Genomic DNA, 18,870 nt, shown 5'->3' with positions numbered 1-18,870 from the left:
CCTCCTCACACAACCGTTATTGTAACATACAGGCGGCCAAAAAAATAGACGGAGAATCTGTCTCCGTCAAAGTTAGGCTGATGGACGCAGCCTTGATCAAAACGCGGAGTAGTTCGGCGCTTCTTTCGTAATTTGCACGTCATGCGGATGGCTTTCGCGAAGCCCTGCGCCCGTCATGCGGACAAATTGCGTTTTCTCCCGCAGCTCATCCAAGTTCCGCGTTCCACAATAGCCCATACCGGCGCGCAAGCCACCGACAAGCTGATAAATCGTATCGGCGAGCGGCCCTTTGTACGGCACACGCCCTTCGATGCCTTCCGGGACAAACTTTTTCGCGTCTTCTTGGAAATAACGATCTTTGCTGCCGCGCTCCATCGCAGCGACCGACCCCATGCCCCGGTATACTTTAAAGCGGCGGCCTTGGTAAATTTCCGTCTCGCCTGGGCTTTCCGAGACGCCGGCGAGCAAACTGCCGAGCATGACCGCATGAGCTCCGGCGGCAATCGCCTTCACGATGTCGCCAGAGTATTTAATGCCGCCGTCAGCGATGATCGGGACGCCATGTTTGCGCGCCTCAGTCGCGCAGTCATAGATCGCCGTAATTTGCGGCACACCAACCCCGGCGACAACCCGGGTCGTGCAGATGGACCCCGGACCGATTCCGACTTTAATAATGTTCGCCCCAGCCTCAATCAAGTCGCGCGTCCCTTCAGCTGTCGCGACATTGCCGGCGATGATGTTCAAGTCCGGGTATTGGCGGCGGATGTTGGCCACCGTCTCTAGGACGCCTTTCGAATGGCCGTGCGCCGTGTCAACGACAATGACATCAACCCCTGCCTCAACAAGCTTTTTGACGCGAATCATCGTGTCCGCCGTCACCCCGACGGCCGCCCCGACAATCAGCCTCCCTTTCGCATCTTTCGCCGAATTCGGGAACTCGATCACCTTTTCGATGTCCTTAATCGTAATAAGCCCTTTTAAAACTCCATTTTCATCGACGAGAGGCAATTTTTCCACTTTGTGCTTTTGCAAAATTTTTTCCGCTTCTTCTAACGTAGTCCCTACCGGGGCTGTAACCAAGTTCTCCTTCGTCATTACCTCGGAAATTTTAATCGAGTAATCCTGAATAAAGCGCAAATCGCGGTTCGTGATAATGCCGACAAGCTTTTGTTCCTCGGCATTGTTGACGATCGGCACGCCGGAGATGCGATACTTGCTCATTAAATGTTCCGCATCATACACTTGATGATCAGGCGTTAAGAAAAACGGATCCGTAATAACACCGCGCTCTGACCGCTTTACTTTGTCGACTTGTTCCGCCTGTTGCTCAATCGACATGTTTTTGTGAATGACGCCAAGACCGCCTTGACGCGCCATCGCAATAGCCATTTCCGCTTCGGTTACTGTATCCATGCCGGCGCTAATAATTGGGATGTTCAACTGGAGCGTATCGCTTAATTTCGTCGTGACATCAACATCACGCGGCAGCACGTCCGATTTTGCTGGAATGAGAAGAACATCATCAAACGTCAAGCCTTCCTTTGCGAATTTCGCTTCCCACATGTTTTCTCCCCCTTGTCCGGAAATATTATTAGTAGCTTAACAACTGGTTAAACTACTGTCAAGGAATCAAAAAAATGTCCAACTTTTCAGTTATCTTCTTACAATTCCATGGCAAGGGGGGGTAAAAATGTTCGGAAATCCCGGTAAAGCTGTCAACTTTTCTATTTTCCGCTCCGCTGACGTCGCCCAGCGCTTTTTGCTGCAATGCTACAAACAGCAACAACGGGAAGACGCTGTTCAGCGCAGTTATACAAACTGTTATCCATTTTTATATTATTTGGAGCATGGGCAAAACTTTTATGCCGCCGCCAGGCAGTCGCCATTGTCCATTAAACCGGTTCTTTTGTTTTATGGCATGGTGCAGCTGATAAAGGCGTGCCTGCTCACCGTCGATCCGGACTATCCTGAATCGACATCCGTTTTAGCCCATGGAGTGTCAACGAGAAAGCGCAAAAAACAAGGCTATGAATTTTTAGATGACGAAGTCAAAATCCAAAAAAACGGTTTGTTCACTCATTTTTCTGAAAAAATGTTTCATGTGAAACAAGAGGCGGGGGAAAAATTTCGCATGGGCATGCTGTTGCAACGAATCTGCGAACTGCACGAAACATTTTTTTGTTTAAGCGAACGAAAAAAGCCATTGTCGTTGCCGGTCGTACATACGGTTTCACCGCCCATGCTGGCCATTCCGAAGGCGATTTTGGACCATTACCATATGTCGCAGCTCCGCTTCATCCAGTACATGAGCGAGGAAGGGCACGAAAAACAGCTGACATTCGCCAAGGAGGAAGGGGAATTTCTTTATTTCAAAATGGAATCGCCGCTATCGCCGATTAAGGAAGGGCCATTTTTATTCCATTCGAACGGAACATACCATATCCCAACGAAGAAGGAAAAAATCTTTGCGCTCCCGGAAATCCATGCCCATTATTTGCTGCTGTACAATTTGAGCATGATCTCCCGCTACGAAACAGAGTGGTGGAGCGAACTTCTTCACTCTTACTCAAGCAAGGCGTACATTTTTATTCTTCAATTTCTTTCCATATCGGCGGACAAAGTGCCCCTGCTGCTAAACGAATATTTAATGCATAAGTTTTGGGCCAAGCCAAATGATTGAATGCCCTCCCACCTGCACGAACACGCGAGAGTAAAGGCTTCCCAGCGCAGGTTGATAAAAAACACCCCATTGCGCGTCATGCACAATGGGGTGCTCTGTTTTCCGCCTAGCAGCGACCTACTCTTGCAGGGGCGCTGGCCCCAACTACCATCGGCGCTGGAGGGCTTAACTTCCGTGTTCGGGATGGGAACGGGTGTTTCCCCTCCGCTATCACCACTAGGCCATATGAGATTGTCAGGAATTCGTTCCCTGAAAACTAGATAACCGTTTCGGGAAGAAGCCGCGGCGCTTTCACTTTTCATTGTCTAGCTCCGGCTCGCCGCCGCTCGCCTGCGCTTTTCGCTGTCTAGTTCCGGCCGCCATCGGCTCGCGACGCTTCGGTCCTGCTGCGGCGGGCTAAGCCCGCTCACAGGCCCTCCAGCGCGCCTCGCCGATAAGCAGGCGGCCTCCACTTTTCTTGTTAGGTTAAGCCCTCGATCGATTAGTATCCGTCAGCTCCACGTGTCGCCACGCTTCCACCTCGGACCTATCGACCTCGTCATCTTCGAGGGATCTTACCCGCCTGACGCGGTGGGAAATCTCATCTTGAGGGGGGCTTCACGCTTAGATGCTTTCAGCGCTTATCCCGTCCGCACATAGCTACCCAGCGGTGCCCCTGGCGGGACAACTGGTACACCAGCGGTGCGTCCATCCCGGTCCTCTCGTACTAAGGACAGTTCCTCTCAAATTTCCTGCGCCCGCGACGGATAGGGACCGAACTGTCTCACGACGTTCTGAACCCAGCTCGCGTACCGCTTTAATGGGCGAACAGCCCAACCCTTGGGACCGACTACAGCCCCAGGATGCGATGAGCCGACATCGAGGTGCCAAACCTCCCCGTCGATGTGGACTCTTGGGGGAGATCAGCCTGTTATCCCCGGGGTAGCTTTTATCCGTTGAGCGATGGCCCTTCCATGCGGAACCACCGGATCACTAAGCCCGACTTTCGTCCCTGCTCGACCTGTCCGTCTCGCAGTCAAGCTCCCTTGTGCCTTTGCACTCTCCGAATGATTTCCAACCATTCTGAGGGAACCTTTGGGCGCCTCCGTTACCTTTTGGGAGGCGACCGCCCCAGTCAAACTGCCCGCCTGACACTGTCTCCCACCCCGCTAAGGGGTGCGGGTTAGAATTTCAATATCGCCAGGGTGGTATCCCACCGCCGCCTCCACCGAAGCTGGCGCTCCGGCTTCCTAGGCTCCCACCTATCCTGTACAAGCGATACCAAAATTCCATATCAGGCTGCAGTAAAGCTCCACGGGGTCTTTCCGTCCTGTCGCGGGTAACCTGCATCTTCACAGGTAGTATAATTTCACCGGGTCTCTCGTTGAGACAGCGCCCAAGTCGTTACACCTTTCGTGCGGGTCGGAACTTACCCGACAAGGAATTTCGCTACCTTAGGACCGTTATAGTTACGGCCGCCGTTTACTGGGGCTTCGGTTCGCACCTTCGCTTCCGCTAAGCGCTCCCCTTAACCTTCCAGCACCGGGCAGGTGTCAGCCCCTATACGTCGCCTTTCGGCTTCGCAGAGACCTGTGTTTTTGATAAACAGTCGCTTGGGCCTTTTCACTGCGGCTCGTTCGGGCTCTTCACCCAAACGAGCACCCCTTCTCCCGAAGTTACGGGGTCATTTTGCCGAGTTCCTTAACGAGAGTTCTCCCGCGCGCCTTAGGATTCTCTCCTCGCCTACCTGTGTCGGTTTGCGGTACGGGCACCTCTTCCCTCGCTAGAGGCTTTTCTTGGCAGTGTGAAATCGGGGACTTCCGGATGACTCCGTCGCCATCACCGCTTGGCCTTACAATCCGCGGATTTGCCTACGGATCAGCCTTGCGGCTTGGACAGGCTCTTCCAGCCGCCTGCTCGCCCTATCCTCCTGCGTCCCCCCATCGCTCAAACGGGAAGGAGGTGGTACAGGAATCTCAACCTGTTGTCCATCACCTACGCCTTTCGGCCTCGGCTTAGGTCCCGACTAACCCTGAGCGGACGAACCTTCCTCAGGAACCCTTAGGCTTTCGGCGCAGAGGATTCTCACCTCTGTTTTCGCTACTCATACCGGCATTCTCACTTCTAAGCGCTCCACCAGTCCTTCCGGTCTGGCTTCAACGCCCTTAGAACGCTCCCCTACCGATGACCAACGGTCATCCCGCAGCTTCGGCGGCACGTTTAGCCCCGGTACATTTTCGGCGCAGAGTCACTCGACCAGTGAGCTATTACGCACTCTTTAAATGGTGGCTGCTTCTAAGCCAACATCCTGGTTGTCTTTGCAACTCCACATCCTTTTCCACTGAACGTGCACTTTGGGGCCTTAGCTGGCGATCTGGGCTGTTTCCCTCTCGACCACGGATCTTATCACTCGTAGTCTGACTCCCGGGCATAAGTCGTTGGCATTCGGAGTTTGACTGGGTTCGGTAACCCGATGAGGGCCCCTAGCCCAATCAGTGCTCTACCTCCAACACTCTCCATCCCGAGGCTAGCCCTAAAGCTATTTCGGGGAGAACCAGCTATCTCCAAGTTCGATTGGCATTTCACCCCTACCCACACCTCATCCCCGCACTTTTCAACGTGCGTGGGTTCGGGCCTCCAGCCGGTGTTACCCGGCCTTCACCCTGGACATGGGTAGATCACCTGGTTTCGGGTCGACGACGACGTACTTTTCGCCCTGTTCAGACTCGCTTTCGCTGCGGCTCCGCCTCTTCGGCTTAACCTCGCACGCCATCGTCACTCGCCGGTTCATTCTACAAAAGGCACGCCATCACGCATGAACGCGCTCTGACTACTTGTAGGCACACGGTTTCAGGTTCTCTTTCACTCCCCTTCCGGGGTGCTTTTCACCTTTCCCTCACGGTACTGGTGCACTATCGGTCACTAGGGAGTATTTAGCCTTGGGAGATGGTCCTCCCTGCTTCCGACGGGATTTCCCGTGTCCCGCCGTACTCAGGATCCGCTCGGGAGGGAACGAAGTTTCGACTACAGGGCTGTCACCTTCTCTGGCCGGCCGTTCCAGACCGGTTCGTCTACCCCGTTCCTTTCTCACTCCCACAATGAGCGGTCCTACAACCCCAAGAGGCACGCCTCTTGGTTTGGGCTGTTCCCGTTTCGCTCGCCGCTACTCAGGGAATCGCGTTTGCTTTCTTCTCCTCCGGGTACTAAGATGTTTCAGTTCCCCGGGTGTGCCCTCCATGCCCTATGGATTCAGGCATGGATACTGCCCCATTACGGACAGTGGGTTCCCCCATTCGGACATCTCCGGATCAACGCTTGCTTACAGCTCCCCGGAGCGTTTCGGCGTTTGCCCCGTCCTTCATCGGCTCCTAGTGCCAAGGCATCCACCGTGCGCCCTTTCTAGCTTAACCTACAGCGCTCTCGGCTTCTTCCTTATTGTCTAGCGTCGGCTCGCCGCCGCTCGGGGTCAAATAACCTTCGCCTTCCGGGTGCAAGCACCCTTGCAGGCGAAGAACATTTGCCCATCGCGGCGAAACGCTCGCCTCCGCTTTTCCGGTTATCTAGTTTTCAAGGAACGAATCAAGAAAAGTGGTGGAGCCTATCGGGATCGAACCGATGACCTCCTGCGTGCAAAGCAGGCGCTCTCCCAGCTGAGCTAAGGCCCCGCAACCGATGGGCCTAAGTGGACTTGAACCACCGACCTCACGCTTATCAGGCGTGCGCTCTGACCAGCTGAGCTATAGGCCCATGGAGGGAAAGTTCCCTCAAAACTAAACAAAACGACAAGCGTCATTATAATCAAACCGATAGGTTTTGTCAAGAAATTCTGTCTAGCTCCGGCTCGCCGCCGCTCGGGGTCAAATAACCTTCGCCTTCCGGGTGCAAGCACCCTTGCAGGCGAAGAACATTTGCCCATCGCAGCGAAACGCTCGCCTCCGCTTTTCGTACTGTCTAGCTCCGGCCGCCATCGGCTCGCGACGCTTCGGTCCTGCTGCGGCGGCAACAGCCTCCTCGCAGGCCCTCCAGCGCGTTTCGCCGATAGGCGGGCGGCCTTCGCTTTTCCCCTTAGAAAGGAGGTGATCCAGCCGCACCTTCCGGTACGGCTACCTTGTTACGACTTCACCCCAATCACTTGCCCCACCTTCGGCGGCTGGCTCCCTTGCGGGTTACCTCACCGACTTCGGGTGTTGCAAGCTCTCGTGGTGTGACGGGCGGTGTGTACAAGGCCCGGGAACGTATTCACCGCGGCATGCTGATCCGCGATTACTAGCGATTCCGGCTTCATGCAGGCGAGTTGCAGCCTGCAATCCGAACTGAGAGCGGCTTTTTGGGATTCGCTCCCCCTCGCGGGTTCGCAGCCCTTTGTACCGCCCATTGTAGCACGTGTGTAGCCCAGGTCATAAGGGGCATGATGATTTGACGTCATCCCCACCTTCCTCCGACTTGTCGCCGGCAGTCCCTCTAGAGTGCCCAACTGAATGCTGGCAACTAGAGGCGAGGGTTGCGCTCGTTGCGGGACTTAACCCAACATCTCACGACACGAGCTGACGACAACCATGCACCACCTGTCACCCTGTCCCCCCGAAGGGGGAACGCCCAATCTCTTGGGTTGTCAGGGGATGTCAAGACCTGGTAAGGTTCTTCGCGTTGCTTCGAATTAAACCACATGCTCCACCGCTTGTGCGGGCCCCCGTCAATTCCTTTGAGTTTCAGCCTTGCGGCCGTACTCCCCAGGCGGAGTGCTTATCGCGTTAGCTGCAGCACTAAAGGGTGTGACCCCTCTAACACTTAGCACTCATCGTTTACGGCGTGGACTACCAGGGTATCTAATCCTGTTTGCTCCCCACGCTTTCGCGCCTCAGCGTCAGGTGCAGGCCAGAGAGCCGCCTTCGCCACTGGTGTTCCTCCACATCTCTACGCATTTCACCGCTACACGTGGAATTCCGCTCTCCTCTCCTGCCCTCAAGTCCCCCAGTTTCCAATGACCCTCCACGGTTGAGCCGTGGGCTTTCACATCAGACTTAAGAGACCGCCTGCGCGCGCTTTACGCCCAATAATTCCGGACAACGCTCGCCCCCTACGTATTACCGCGGCTGCTGGCACGTAGTTAGCCGGGGCTTTCTCGTGAGGTACCGTCACCGCGCCGCCCTCTTCGAACGGCGCTCCTTCGTCCCTCACAACAGAGCTTTACGACCCGAAGGCCTTCTTCGCTCACGCGGCGTCGCTCCGTCAGGCTTTCGCCCATTGCGGAAGATTCCCTACTGCTGCCTCCCGTAGGAGTCTGGGCCGTGTCTCAGTCCCAGTGTGGCCGGTCACCCTCTCAGGCCGGCTACGCATCGTCGCCTTGGTGAGCCGTTACCTCACCAACTAGCTAATGCGCCGCGGGCCCATCCGCAAGTGACAGCCCAAAGGCCGCCTTTCAACCGAAGACCATGCGGTCTTCGGTGTTATCCGGTATTAGCTCCGGTTTCCCGGAGTTATCCCGGTCTTGCGGGCAGGTTGCCCACGTGTTACTCACCCGTCCGCCGCTGACCGAATCAAGGCAAGCCCCAATCCGGTCCGCTCGACTTGCATGTATTAGGCACGCCGCCAGCGTTCGTCCTGAGCCAGGATCAAACTCTCCAAAGAAAGTTGATTGACTTTTGCTTCGGCCAATGCAGCCGAAGTTTTTTTCATGACGCTTGCGTTTTGTTTAGTTTTCAAGGAGCTTGATCTTTACTTTAATGATGACAGCTATTACATAATAACTGATGGGCGATGAAAAGTCAATAGTTTTTTTATTTCGTTGTTGCCGGCGCAAGCAAAGTTTATTGTATCATGTTGATGTTGTTTATGCAACGGTATTTTTTGGACGGTTGGCAATTTAATTCAAAAAACAATGCGAAATGCGTTATTCTCAAGCTGAGAAACCTGCTGAAATCCGCTTCCTCTTTCGGCAATGAACAACAGCAGCAAGAGAAAATGATTGTTTTTCACCGGCCTTTTCGGTCGACTATTCATCCATTGGTGCACGCAAAACCTCCTCAATATATATATCATGTTGAGTGCTTAACAGAAGCAATCGTCCCGTCCTCGCTGCTTTGACAACCGGCCGGGTTGGCTCGTCTGGCTGAATCGACATGACTTCGGCTGTCTCACCGTTGGATAGTTTGACGACGGCTCCTGTTTGCAGGCCGACGAGACGGTTCAACAGTACAGCGACGGCGTCTGCGCTCAATCTGCCGGCTTGCTGCCGCAACATCGTTTCAATGGCCCGAAGCGGCGGTTGTTTGCGCCGATACAAGCGCTCTGACGTCATGGCGTGGTACACATCCGCTGTTGCGACGAGTTGGCTGTAGGGGTGAATTTTTTTCGCTTTTAACTTGAGCGGATAGCCGCTGCCGTCGTTTCGCTCATGATGTTGCAAAACGGCTAGCTTCGCTCCATGGCTTAACGCTGTGATCTTCTGCACCATGCGGTAGCCGAGAATCGGATGTTGCTTCACTTCGTGGAACTCCACTTCAGTGAGCGCCGACGGCTTCGTTAAAATTTGTTTGCTCATTTTTGCCATGCCGCAGTCGGACAAGACGCCGGCTAAAACGACTTGGTGGCATTCCCCGCGGCTATACCCGAGCTCCATGGCTAAAAAGCCGGCGAGCAATCCTACACTGACGGCGTGATGATATAAATATTCCTCTTTTGTCGCATAATGGTGCAACGCAAGCAATTCCCGCTTGCAGCCTGTCATGTGTTCAAAAAGGGGAATGACAGCTTCCCTTATTTCATTGATGTCGACCGGCAAGCCGGACCGCCAAGATTGAAACCATGTCTTGTATTGGCGGACGGTCTCTAAATATAAAGAGAGCGGCCGTTGATCCTCCGCCGCGGCCGAATCCCCCGGCGAAAATGGTTCGCCGTTTGCGAGAAACGGCTCAATCTCCACTTCCTCTACAAGAAATTTTTCAAGCACTTGCAACAACGGTGTTGTAATAATAGTGTTTTTTGTCATAATCGGCCGTTTCGTTTTGCCGATTACATCTTCAGCAAGCACACAGCCTTCGCGAAGCTGGGAGCGCTTCACGCGAACCATCCATGTAGCCCCCCGTCTTTTTGTTTTTATCGTAGCACGATTTATATAGATGCAATTTAAAGCTTTAACATTTTTCGTTTTGACCGGTCATTTCATCCAACTGTCCGTCACGCCTTAGCGTGACGGAGGCAAGCCTACGGCTTGCCTTCGACAGTCAAAAATGGATGAGCCACTTTTCCTTCAAGGATATGTTAAACGATTTCGTTGCATCTATTATAGGCTGCAATAACAGCACTTTCGCAATCGGAAAGCCCAATAAGCGCGTTTCGCTTTCCGATTCGCCGTAAAAACAGACGCACGCATTTTCAAACGAAAGGACGCCCCGCACCTGCAGGCGGAACGCCATTCAATTAAGCGGGATGCCCTTCTTCCTCTCTCTCTCTTCTTTTTCTTCCTCTGGCACTTTGGCAACTGTCGCTACACACTCATGTTCGTCTTCGTCCGAGAGGCGAATGAGCTTGACGCCTTGGGCAATTCTCCCTGTCCTGGAAATATCGCTGACAGCAATGCGGATCAGCACGCCGCCTGTCGTAATGACCATTAAATCTTCATTGCCGACGACTGTTGTCACTGCAACAACAGGACCGTTCCGTTCCGTGACATTGCATGTTTTCAACCCTTTTCCGCCCCGGCTTTGCACGCGATACTCCGAAGCTGGGGTACGTTTGCCGAACCCTTTTTTCGTCACAACAAGAACATCATGATGGTCTTCCAAGATTTCCATGCCAACGACTTCATCGCCGTCATCGAGTGAGATGGCCTTGACTCCCGTCGCACTGCGGCCCATTGTCCGCACATCCGTTTCTGGAAAACGGATGAGCATTCCTCTTTTCGTGCCGATAATCAAATGTTTTTTACCGTCCGTCAACTTGACGGAAATCAGCTCATCCCCCTCGCGCAAGTGAATGGCGATGAGCCCATTGTTGCGGATGTGGGCGAAAGCTGAGAGCGGAGAGCGCTTGGCGATCCCTTGCTTTGTCGCAAACACGAGATAAAGCTCATTATCAAACTCATTTTCAATGGGAATCATGGCGTTGATCCATTCATCCTTGTCGAGCTCAAGCAAGTTGATGATCGGCAACCCTTTGGCGGTGCGTCCGAATTCCGGAATTTCATAGCCTTTCGCCTGGTATACTTTACCTTTATTTGTAAAAAACAGCACGTTGTCATGAGTAGAAGTGACGAGCAAATGTTCGACAAAATCATCCTCGGCTGTATGCATGCCTTGCACGCCCCGGCCGCCGCGTTTCTGGCTTCGATACGTCGATAACGGCAGGCGCTTAATATATCCTTTATGAGTGAGCGTAATGACGACATGTTCGTGCGGGATTAAGTCTTCGTCGTCAAACTGTTCGACAGCCCCCGCAATGATCTCTGTGCGCCGCTCGTCGTTAAACCGCTCTTTGATTTCGGCCAGCTCATCGCGAATGATCTGCAATACTTTCTCTTCGTCAGCCAACACTGCTTTCAACTCAGCGATGAGGCGGAGAAGCTCTTGATACTCCTGTTCAATTTTTTCCCGCTCGAGGCCGGTCAGCCGTTGCAGGCGCATATCTAGGATCGCCTGCGCCTGCCGTTCGCTGAGCGAAAACCGCTCCATCAACCCTTCGCGCGCTATTTCTGTCGTTCGCGAACGACGGATGAGATCGATCACTTCATCCAAATGGTCAAGGGCAATGCGCAAGCCTTCAAGAATATGGGCGCGCGCTTCAGCCTTTTTCAGCTCAAAGGCAGTTCGCCGGCGGATGACCGTTTTCTGGTGGTTCAAATAGTGCTCCAAACATTCTTTTAAGTTCAACACTTTCGGCTCGCCATCCACCAAGGCGAGCATGTTGATTCCAAAACTCGTCTGCAAGGCGGTATGTTTGTATAAGTTGTTTAACACGACCTTCGCATTCGCATCGCGCCGCACTTCAATAACGATGCGCATTCCGCTCCGGTCCGATTCATCGCGCAAATCGGTGATGCCGTCGATTTTTCTCTCGCGCACCAATTCGGCGATCCGTTCAATCAGCTTTGCTTTGTTCACTTGATAGGGGAGTTCGCTTACAATAATCGTTTCCTTGCCATTGGCATGCTGCTCAATTTCAGCCTTGGCGCGCAACGTAATGGATCCCCGTCCCGTTTCGTACGCCTTGCGGATGCCGCTGCGGCCGATGATTTGTCCGGCCGTCGGGAAATCCGGACCAGGAATGTATTCCATCAAGTCGGCAACGGTCATCTCCGGGTTTCGGCTTAACGCCAACAGCGCATCGATGACCTCGCCAAGCTGATGCGGAGGGATGTTCGTCGCCATCCCAACGGCAATGCCTGACGAACCATTGACAAGCAAGTTTGGAAACCGTGACGGCAGCACAACCGGTTCTTTTTCTGAACCGTCGTAGTTATCTTGGTAATCGATCGTGTCTTTATTGATGTCGCGCAACAGCTCCATGGCGATTTTCGACATGCGGGCTTCCGTGTAACGCATGGCCGCTGCTGCATCACCGTCGATCGACCCGAAGTTGCCGTGCCCGTCAACGAGCATGTACCGGTAATTGAAGTCTTGCGCCATGCGCACCATCGTATCATACACGGCGGCGTCGCCGTGCGGGTGGTATTTCCCGATCACTTCGCCGACGATGCGGGCTGACTTTTTATACGGTTTATCAGCGGTCATGCCGAGGTCATGCATGGCATATAAAATGCGGCGGTGCACCGGTTTCAGCCCATCGCGCACATCCGGCAAGGCGCGGGAAACGATGACGCTCATGGCGTAGTCAAGGAACGACGAGCGCATTTCCTGGCTGATATTGACTTCGCGAATGCGCGATTGTTCATGTTCTGCCATTCATATAAACCTCCCTTTTGAGCCTTCTTCGGCCCGGTCTGCCTTTACAGGGAGCAGACATAGGCGGACGGCGGGCGCCGCTTCGTTTGCGCCCCGGTTGGCCCCGTCGGCAAAAAGAAGCGAGGAGGGCGGCCCCATCCCTCTCTTTTCATCCTAAATGTCCAAGTTTTTCACATAACGGGCGTTTTCTTCGATAAATTGGCGGCGTGGCTCGACTTTGTCGCCCATTAAAATTTCAAACGTTTCATCTGCGTCAATGGCATCTTGCAAGCTGACTTGAAGCAATGTTCGCTTTTCCGGGTTCATCGTCGTCTCCCAAAGTTGCTCTGGGTTCATCTCGCCCAACCCTTTGTAGCGTTGGATTGTCGGCTTCGGTTGTTCCGGCAGCTCAGCAAGAATTTTTTCGAGCTGGCGGTCGTTGTAAGCGTAGCGCACTTGTTTTCCTTGTTCGATTTTATAAAGGGGCGGTTGGGCGATGTACACATAGCCGTGCTCGATAAATTGACGCATGTAGCGATAAAAGAATGTCAAAAGAAGCGTGCGGATATGAGCGCCGTCGACGTCCGCATCGGTCATAATGATGACTTTATGATAACGCGCCTTTGAGATGTCGAACTCTTCGCCAATGCCGGTGCCAAGAGCGGTGATGATCGCCCGCACTTCGTTGTTGGACAAGATTTTGTCGATTCTTGCCTTCTCAACGTTGAGAATTTTCCCACGCAACGGCAAAATTGCCTGGAAATGGCGGTCGCGCCCTTGTTTCGCTGAACCGCCCGCCGAATCCCCCTCCACGATATACAGCTCGCTGATCGACGGATCTCTTGACGAGCAGTCGGCAAGTTTGCCCGGCAAATTGGAGACTTCAAGCGCGCTTTTGCGCCGCGTCAGTTCGCGCGCCTTTTTGGCCGCTAGGCGGGCGCGGGCGGCCATCATCCCTTTTTCGACAATTTTTCGGGCAATGGTCGGGTGTTCGAGCAAAAACGTTTCAAATTGTTCAGAAAAGACAGCGTCCGTCACCGTGCGCGCATCGCTGTTGCCGAGCTTTGTTTTCGTCTGCCCCTCAAATTGCGGGGAGGGGTGTTTGATTGACACAATGGCCGTCAGCCCTTCCCGCACATCTTCCCCCGTCAAATTGGCATCATTGTCCTTGAAAATTTGCTGTTTGCGGGCGTAGTCATTGATGATGCGCGTCAACGCCATTTTAAAGCCGGATTCATGCGTGCCGCCTTCGTGCGTATGGATATTATTCACGAATGAATAAATGTTGCTCGTATAGCCGTCGTTGTACTGCAAGGCGATTTCGACAGCGATGCCGTCGCGCTCGCCGGCAATGTAAATCGGCTCTTCGTGCAACACTTCCCGCGTCCGATTCAAATGGCGGACGTAAGAGCGGATGCCGCCTTCATAAAAGTATTCACTTTTCCGGTTGTCAACCCGTTCATCCGTCAAGGTGATTTTCAAGCCGCGGTTCAAAAAGGCGAGCTCGCGCAGCCGGGCGGCCAACGTTTCGTAATCAAACTCGGTCGTTTCTGTAAAAATTTCCGGATCCGGCTTAAAGCGGGTCGTCGTCCCGGTTCGGTCCGTCTCGCCGATGACTTGCAGATCGGTGCACGGATTGCCCCGCTCGTATTTTTGATAATGGATTTTCCCATCTCGGTATACGTAAACTTCCAGCCATTCCGACAAGGCGTTGACGACCGAGGCGCCGACGCCGTGCAAGCCGCCGGATACTTTATAACCGCCGCCGCCGAACTTCCCGCCGGCGTGCAGAACGGTCATGATGACCTCAACAGCCGGCCGTCCGGTTGCCTCATGCACATCGACTGGAATGCCGCGCCCGTTGTCAGCGACCGTGATGCTGTTATCCTTTCCGATCGTCACATGAATTTCCGTGCAATAGCCGGCTAATGCTTCGTCAATGCTGTTGTCGACGATTTCCCAAACGAGGTGGTGCAGCCCTTTAGGCCCCGTCGAGCCGATGTACATCCCCGGGCGCTTTCGAACTGCTTCAAGGCCTTCGAGCACTTGGATTTGGCTCGCGTCGTACGCTCGCTCAACCCGTTGTTCCATTGTCATGCCAGATCACCTACGCTTTCTTTGCAAACGTTCAACGTTTTGCGGTCAAGAAGGAGCAGCTACCGAACCGGAGTGGACTCGATAAATAGCCGCTTCTTGAATGATATCGTGCTTAATGCCGTCAATGCTCGTTGTGGTCACGAAAGTTTGCACTTTTTTTCGGATCGCATCTAAGAGGTGGGTTTGCCGAAAGTCATCAAGTTCGGACAGCACATCATCGAGCAACAAAATGGGGTAATCACCTAACTCGGAAAAGATGAGCTCAATTTCCGCCAGTTTCACCGCCAGCGCGGTTGTGCGCTGTTGCCCTTGGGAACCGAACGTTTGGACGTTTTTTCCGTTGACGATAAACGCGATGTCATCGCGATGCGGGCCGGCAAGCGTCGTTCCCCGCTCGATTTCCCGTTTTCGCAAGGAAGCGAACGTTTCGCAGTATGCTTCTACTATTCTCGACAATTCTGCCTTTTCTGATACGTCGACCGACGGTTCATACCGAATGCCGAGTTGTTCAGCTCCGCGGCTGATTTCACGGTGGATCGGCATCGCCCACTGCTCAAGCAGCGATAAAAACTGGCGGCGCCGCAACGTAATCTTCGCCGCCAGCACGGCGAGCTGTTCGGTTAATACGTCAAGCACCGCCTCGCCGCCCCTCTCGCGCGTCTGCATCATCTTCAAGCAGTGGTTGCGCTGCTGCAACAGTTTTTGGTATTGCCCCAAATCATGTATATAAACGGGGGATACTTGTCCGATTTCCATATCGATAAACCGCCGCCGCACTTGCGGACTTCCTTTGACCAGATTCAAGTCTTCCGGAGCGAACATGACTACATTTAACTGCCCGACATATTGGCTGAGCCGTCGCTGCTCAATATGGTTGCATCTCGCTTTTTTCCCTTTTTTTGAGATAAGCAGTTCAAGGGCAAGAGAACCGCTTCGTTTTTCCGCTCTTCCTTCTATTTTAGCATACTCTTCATTCCAACGGATAAGGTCTTTATCGTTCGATGTGCGGTGCGATTTCGCCATGGCCAATACATAAATGGCCTCCATCATGTTTGTCTTCCCTTGGGCATTTTCCCCGAGAATGACGTTGACCCCTTGGCTGAAATTCACCATTTCATGTTCGTAGTTGCGGTAGTTCGTTAACACTAAGTCGGTTAAAAACACCCGATCTTCACCTACTCTGCCCGTACAACGACAAACGTGCCGATTTGCTCCACATCCACCCGGTCGCCGTCTTTTAACTTCCGCCCGCGCCGGGTCTCTCTTTCGCCATTGACGAGCACGTTGTATTCCTGCAAAAACCATTTCGCAGCGCCGCCTGTATCAATTAACTGCACAAGCTTCAACAGCTGTCCTAACGTGATCGTTTCCGTTTTAATCGTCACCGTTTGTTCCATCCGTTCATCGCTCGCTTTCCTCTAAGTCGCCTATTCCTTTATTTTATCGAAAACATCGCCCGCCCGCAAAGAAAGCCGATGAAGAGAATGGGACGCAATTGTCCCCATCCTCTCCATCGGAGGCATTGCGAAAAGGACGGCGTCCATGACTAGATCGCCTTTTATGCGTTTCCGACATACATCAATATGTTCTTACCGGCAAAATGAGCTGCAGCATCGAGTCGGTGTAAAGCGGACGCAGCACGAACGGGCGCATTGCCCCGGTGAAACTGATTTGAATATCGGTGCCATCAAGGGCCCGGAGTGCATCCATCATATATTTTGCGCTGAACGAGATGTTTAACTCTTCCCCTTCAAGTGATTCGGCCTGCAACTGTTCCGTCACTTTCCCGATTTCTGGAGAAACCGAGGAAATTTCCAACAGCCCTCCCGGGAGCGTCGTCAGTTTCACGACATTGTTTCTCCCTTCCCTTGCAAGCAGTGATGCCCGGTCAATCGCTTGCAAAAACTCTTTCGCATTGACGGTCATCGTTGTTTTGCTTTCTGTCGGAATCAGGCGGGCTGTTTCCGGATAGTTTCCGTCAAGCAGCCGGGAAAAGAAAAGAAGATGTTCCGCTTTAAACAACACTTGGTTGGCCGTTATGACAATATCAACCGGAGCGCTGCCGTCGTCCAAAATTTTGCTCAGCTCGTTTAGACTTTTCCCCGGAATGACGACGTTGTACGACACAGCATGTCCTGCTTCAATTTTTACCTTTCGCATCGCCAAACGATGGCTGTCTGTCGCCGTGCAGACGAGTTCGTTATTCTCCACTTTCCAGTTGACACCTGTCAAGATGGGGCGCGTTTCCGATGTTGAAACAGCAAAAACAGTTTGTCGGATGATTGTCTTCAATAGATCAGCCGGAATTTGAAAGACGTTTTCTTCCTCAATTTGCGGCAACCGCGGATATTCGTCGGCATTTAAGCCATTGAGACGGAATTCCGAGTGGCCTGAGCGGATGACAGTCAAAAAGTTGTCTTCCGTCTCGATCTCGACAGTTTGCTGCGGCAGCTTTTTGACAATTTCAGCAAAAAAGCGAGCTTGCAGCACGATGCTTCCCGGCCTTTTGACATCAACGAGCAGCCGACCTTCTTTTTCAAGCGGAATGAACGACTCGATCGAAATATCGGAGTCGCTGCCTGTCAATGTCACCCCAAGGGCCGTCGCTGTCAGTTTAATCCCTGTCAAAATCGGAATCGTCGTTCTCGTCGATACAGCTTTCATCACATCTTGGACACTTCTTGTCAGCGCTTCACGGTCAATCGAGATGTTCACTTGCTGTTCCTCCTCGTTTTAATGGTGATCGGAAATAAATTATAAAAATATAAAAAATAAAAACCGTAGTACTAGTAGTATGGCTTGTTGGTATGTGGATAACCAAGAAAAGCGAAGCAAGCACAGCTTGCCCACATGTGGATAAGCTGTGCGTAAGACGGCGGCGGTTATTCACAGTTGCTTCAGCTTTTCTTGGATTTCTTTCACATGTTTCTGCAGCTGCGTGTCGGTTTGCAAAAGCTTTGATATTTTTTCATGGGCGTGGATGACCGTCGTATGATCGCGGCCGCCAAATTCGTCGCCGATTTTCGGCAGCGAACAGTCGGTCAGTTCGCGGGAGAGATACATGGCGATTTGCCGGGGGAACGCGACCGATTTTGTCCGTTTTTTTGCCTTAAAGTCTTCAAGCTTAATATTGAAATGCTGTCCAACAACGCGCTGAATGTCTTGGATCGTGATCACTTTGGGCTTCGCGCTCGGAATGATATCCTTCAATGCTTCCGCTGCCAGGTCAGCCGTGATTTCTTTATTGATAAGCGATGAGTAGGCGACGACGCGGATGAGGGCGCCTTCGAGCTCACGGATGTTCGAATCGATTTGATTGGCGATATAAAGCATCACTTCGTTCGGAATGTCAAACCCTTCCGCTTTCGCTTTTTTTCGGAGGATGGCGATCCGCGTTTCCAAATCAGGCGGCGTGATGTCGGTGATCAGCCCCCATTCAAAGCGCGAACGCAAGCGGTCTTCAAGCGTCGGGATTTCTTTAGGCGGCCGGTCGCTTGAAATGACGATTTGCTTGCTTTCCTCGTGCAGCGTGTTAAACGTATGGAAAAATTCCTCCTGCGTTTGTTCTTTTCCAGCCAAGAACTGAATATCATCGATTAGCAGAACGTCAACGTTTCGATACTTGTTGCGAAAATCGTCCGGGCGGTTGTCGCGAATGGCGTTAATAAACTCGTTTGTAAACTTTTCTGAAGATAAATAGACAACTTTCGCGGACGGGTTATGTTCAATGACGTAATGGCCGATCGCGTGCATCAAATGCGTTTTTCCAAGTCCGACTCCGCCGTAAATGAAAAGCGGGTTGTACGCCTTGGCCGGGGCTTCGGCGACCGCGAGTGATGCAGCATGGGCGAACCGGTTGCCGGAGCCGATGACAAACGTGTCGAATGTATATTTCGGATTTAACATGCTTTGCGGGAAATCATTCGCTTCCTCGTACTGCTTCCGCTGTTTTTTGGCCGGTTGAAACTCGAGTTCTTCGTCAGCCTGGTTTGGCGGAATGATAAATTTGACGGCCAGCTCTTCGCCGGTAATGGCGTAGATCGTTTCCCCAATTAAATGGGAATAACGGGAATCAAGCCAGTCTCTAGCAAACTCGTTCGGGGCTACGATGACGAGCGTGTCACCACGCAAAGAGTGGGCTTTCGTTGACTTGAGCCAAGTCTCAAAGCTCGGCTTGCTGATTTTCCGTTCAATTTCCTGAAGCACGCGATCCCATAAATCATGGATATTTTCCAC

9 protein-coding genes, 2 tRNA genes and 3 rRNA genes are annotated in these 18,870 nt (G+C 52.8%); 1 reads left to right on the top strand and 13 read right to left on the bottom strand.

The features are described 5' to 3' along the window. Positions 1-96: 96 nt before the first annotated feature. Complete coding sequence (gene guaB, locus QSJ10_RS00070) at positions 97-1,563, bottom strand: IMP dehydrogenase (protein WP_033014228.1); 1,467 nt, start codon at positions 1,561-1,563, stop codon at positions 97-99. A 127-nt stretch (positions 1,564-1,690) separates the two neighbouring features. Between guaB and QSJ10_RS00065 the strand changes: the two genes are divergently transcribed. Further along, positions 1,691-2,680: a YaaC family protein gene (locus tag QSJ10_RS00065; protein ID WP_033014229.1), complete on the top strand. Its 990-nt coding sequence runs from the start codon at positions 1,691-1,693 to the stop codon at positions 2,678-2,680. A 104-nt stretch (positions 2,681-2,784) separates the two neighbouring features. On the opposite strand, the gene rrf is transcribed toward QSJ10_RS00065, so the two are convergent. The 12 genes from rrf to dnaA all read right to left on the bottom strand — a co-directional run bounded on the left by rrf (position 2,785) and on the right by dnaA (position 18,870). After that, positions 2,785-2,901, bottom strand: a 5S ribosomal RNA gene (rrf, locus tag QSJ10_RS00060). Between the two features lie 240 nt (positions 2,902-3,141). Then, positions 3,142-6,069, bottom strand: a 23S ribosomal RNA gene (locus QSJ10_RS00055). A gap of 179 nt (positions 6,070-6,248) precedes the next feature. Then, a tRNA-Ala gene (locus tag QSJ10_RS00050) sits at positions 6,249-6,324 on the bottom strand. Positions 6,325-6,332: 8 nt separating this feature from the next. Continuing rightward, positions 6,333-6,406: transfer RNA gene (locus tag QSJ10_RS00045), tRNA-Ile, on the bottom strand. A 322-nt stretch (positions 6,407-6,728) separates the two neighbouring features. Next, positions 6,729-8,287: ribosomal RNA gene (locus tag QSJ10_RS00040) — 16S ribosomal RNA — on the bottom strand. Together the 16S, 23S and 5S rRNA genes with 2 tRNA genes alongside form the textbook arrangement of a ribosomal RNA operon. A 364-nt stretch (positions 8,288-8,651) precedes the next feature. Next, the gene (locus QSJ10_RS00035; protein ID WP_033014234.1) at positions 8,652-9,728 is read right to left on the bottom strand and encodes an HD-GYP domain-containing protein; all 1,077 of its coding nucleotides are present in this window, start codon (positions 9,726-9,728) and stop codon (positions 8,652-8,654) included. Positions 9,729-10,074: 346 nt separating this feature from the next. Further along, positions 10,075-12,558 (bottom strand): DNA gyrase subunit A, encoded by a 2,484-nt coding sequence (gene gyrA / locus QSJ10_RS00030; protein WP_033014237.1) that lies wholly within the window; start codon positions 12,556-12,558, stop codon positions 10,075-10,077. Between the two features lie 153 nt (positions 12,559-12,711). Beyond that, positions 12,712-14,634, bottom strand: coding sequence for a DNA topoisomerase (ATP-hydrolyzing) subunit B (gene gyrB / locus QSJ10_RS00025; RefSeq protein ID WP_033014238.1), 1,923 nt, complete (start codon positions 14,632-14,634; stop codon positions 12,712-12,714). A 45-nt stretch (positions 14,635-14,679) separates the two neighbouring features. Beyond that, positions 14,680-15,798 (bottom strand): DNA replication/repair protein RecF, encoded by a 1,119-nt coding sequence (recF, locus tag QSJ10_RS00020; RefSeq protein WP_033014239.1) that lies wholly within the window; start codon positions 15,796-15,798, stop codon positions 14,680-14,682. Between the two features lie 11 nt (positions 15,799-15,809). Further along, on the bottom strand, positions 15,810-16,031 hold the full coding sequence (gene yaaA, locus QSJ10_RS00015) for a S4 domain-containing protein YaaA (RefSeq protein ID WP_033011987.1): 222 nt from the start codon (positions 16,029-16,031) through the stop codon (positions 15,810-15,812). Positions 16,032-16,212: 181 nt separating this feature from the next. Next, positions 16,213-17,349 (bottom strand): DNA polymerase III subunit beta, encoded by a 1,137-nt coding sequence (dnaN, locus tag QSJ10_RS00010; RefSeq protein ID WP_033014240.1) that lies wholly within the window; start codon positions 17,347-17,349, stop codon positions 16,213-16,215. A 171-nt stretch (positions 17,350-17,520) separates the two neighbouring features. Further along, complete coding sequence (dnaA, locus tag QSJ10_RS00005; RefSeq protein ID WP_033014241.1) at positions 17,521-18,870, bottom strand: chromosomal replication initiator protein DnaA; 1,350 nt, start codon at positions 18,868-18,870, stop codon at positions 17,521-17,523.

Source organism: Geobacillus stearothermophilus ATCC 12980 (assembly GCF_030369615.1).
In the GTDB taxonomy this organism is placed as follows: domain Bacteria; phylum Bacillota; class Bacilli; order Bacillales; family Anoxybacillaceae; genus Geobacillus; species Geobacillus stearothermophilus.
This window is presented reverse-complemented; position numbering and strand designations above follow the sequence as displayed.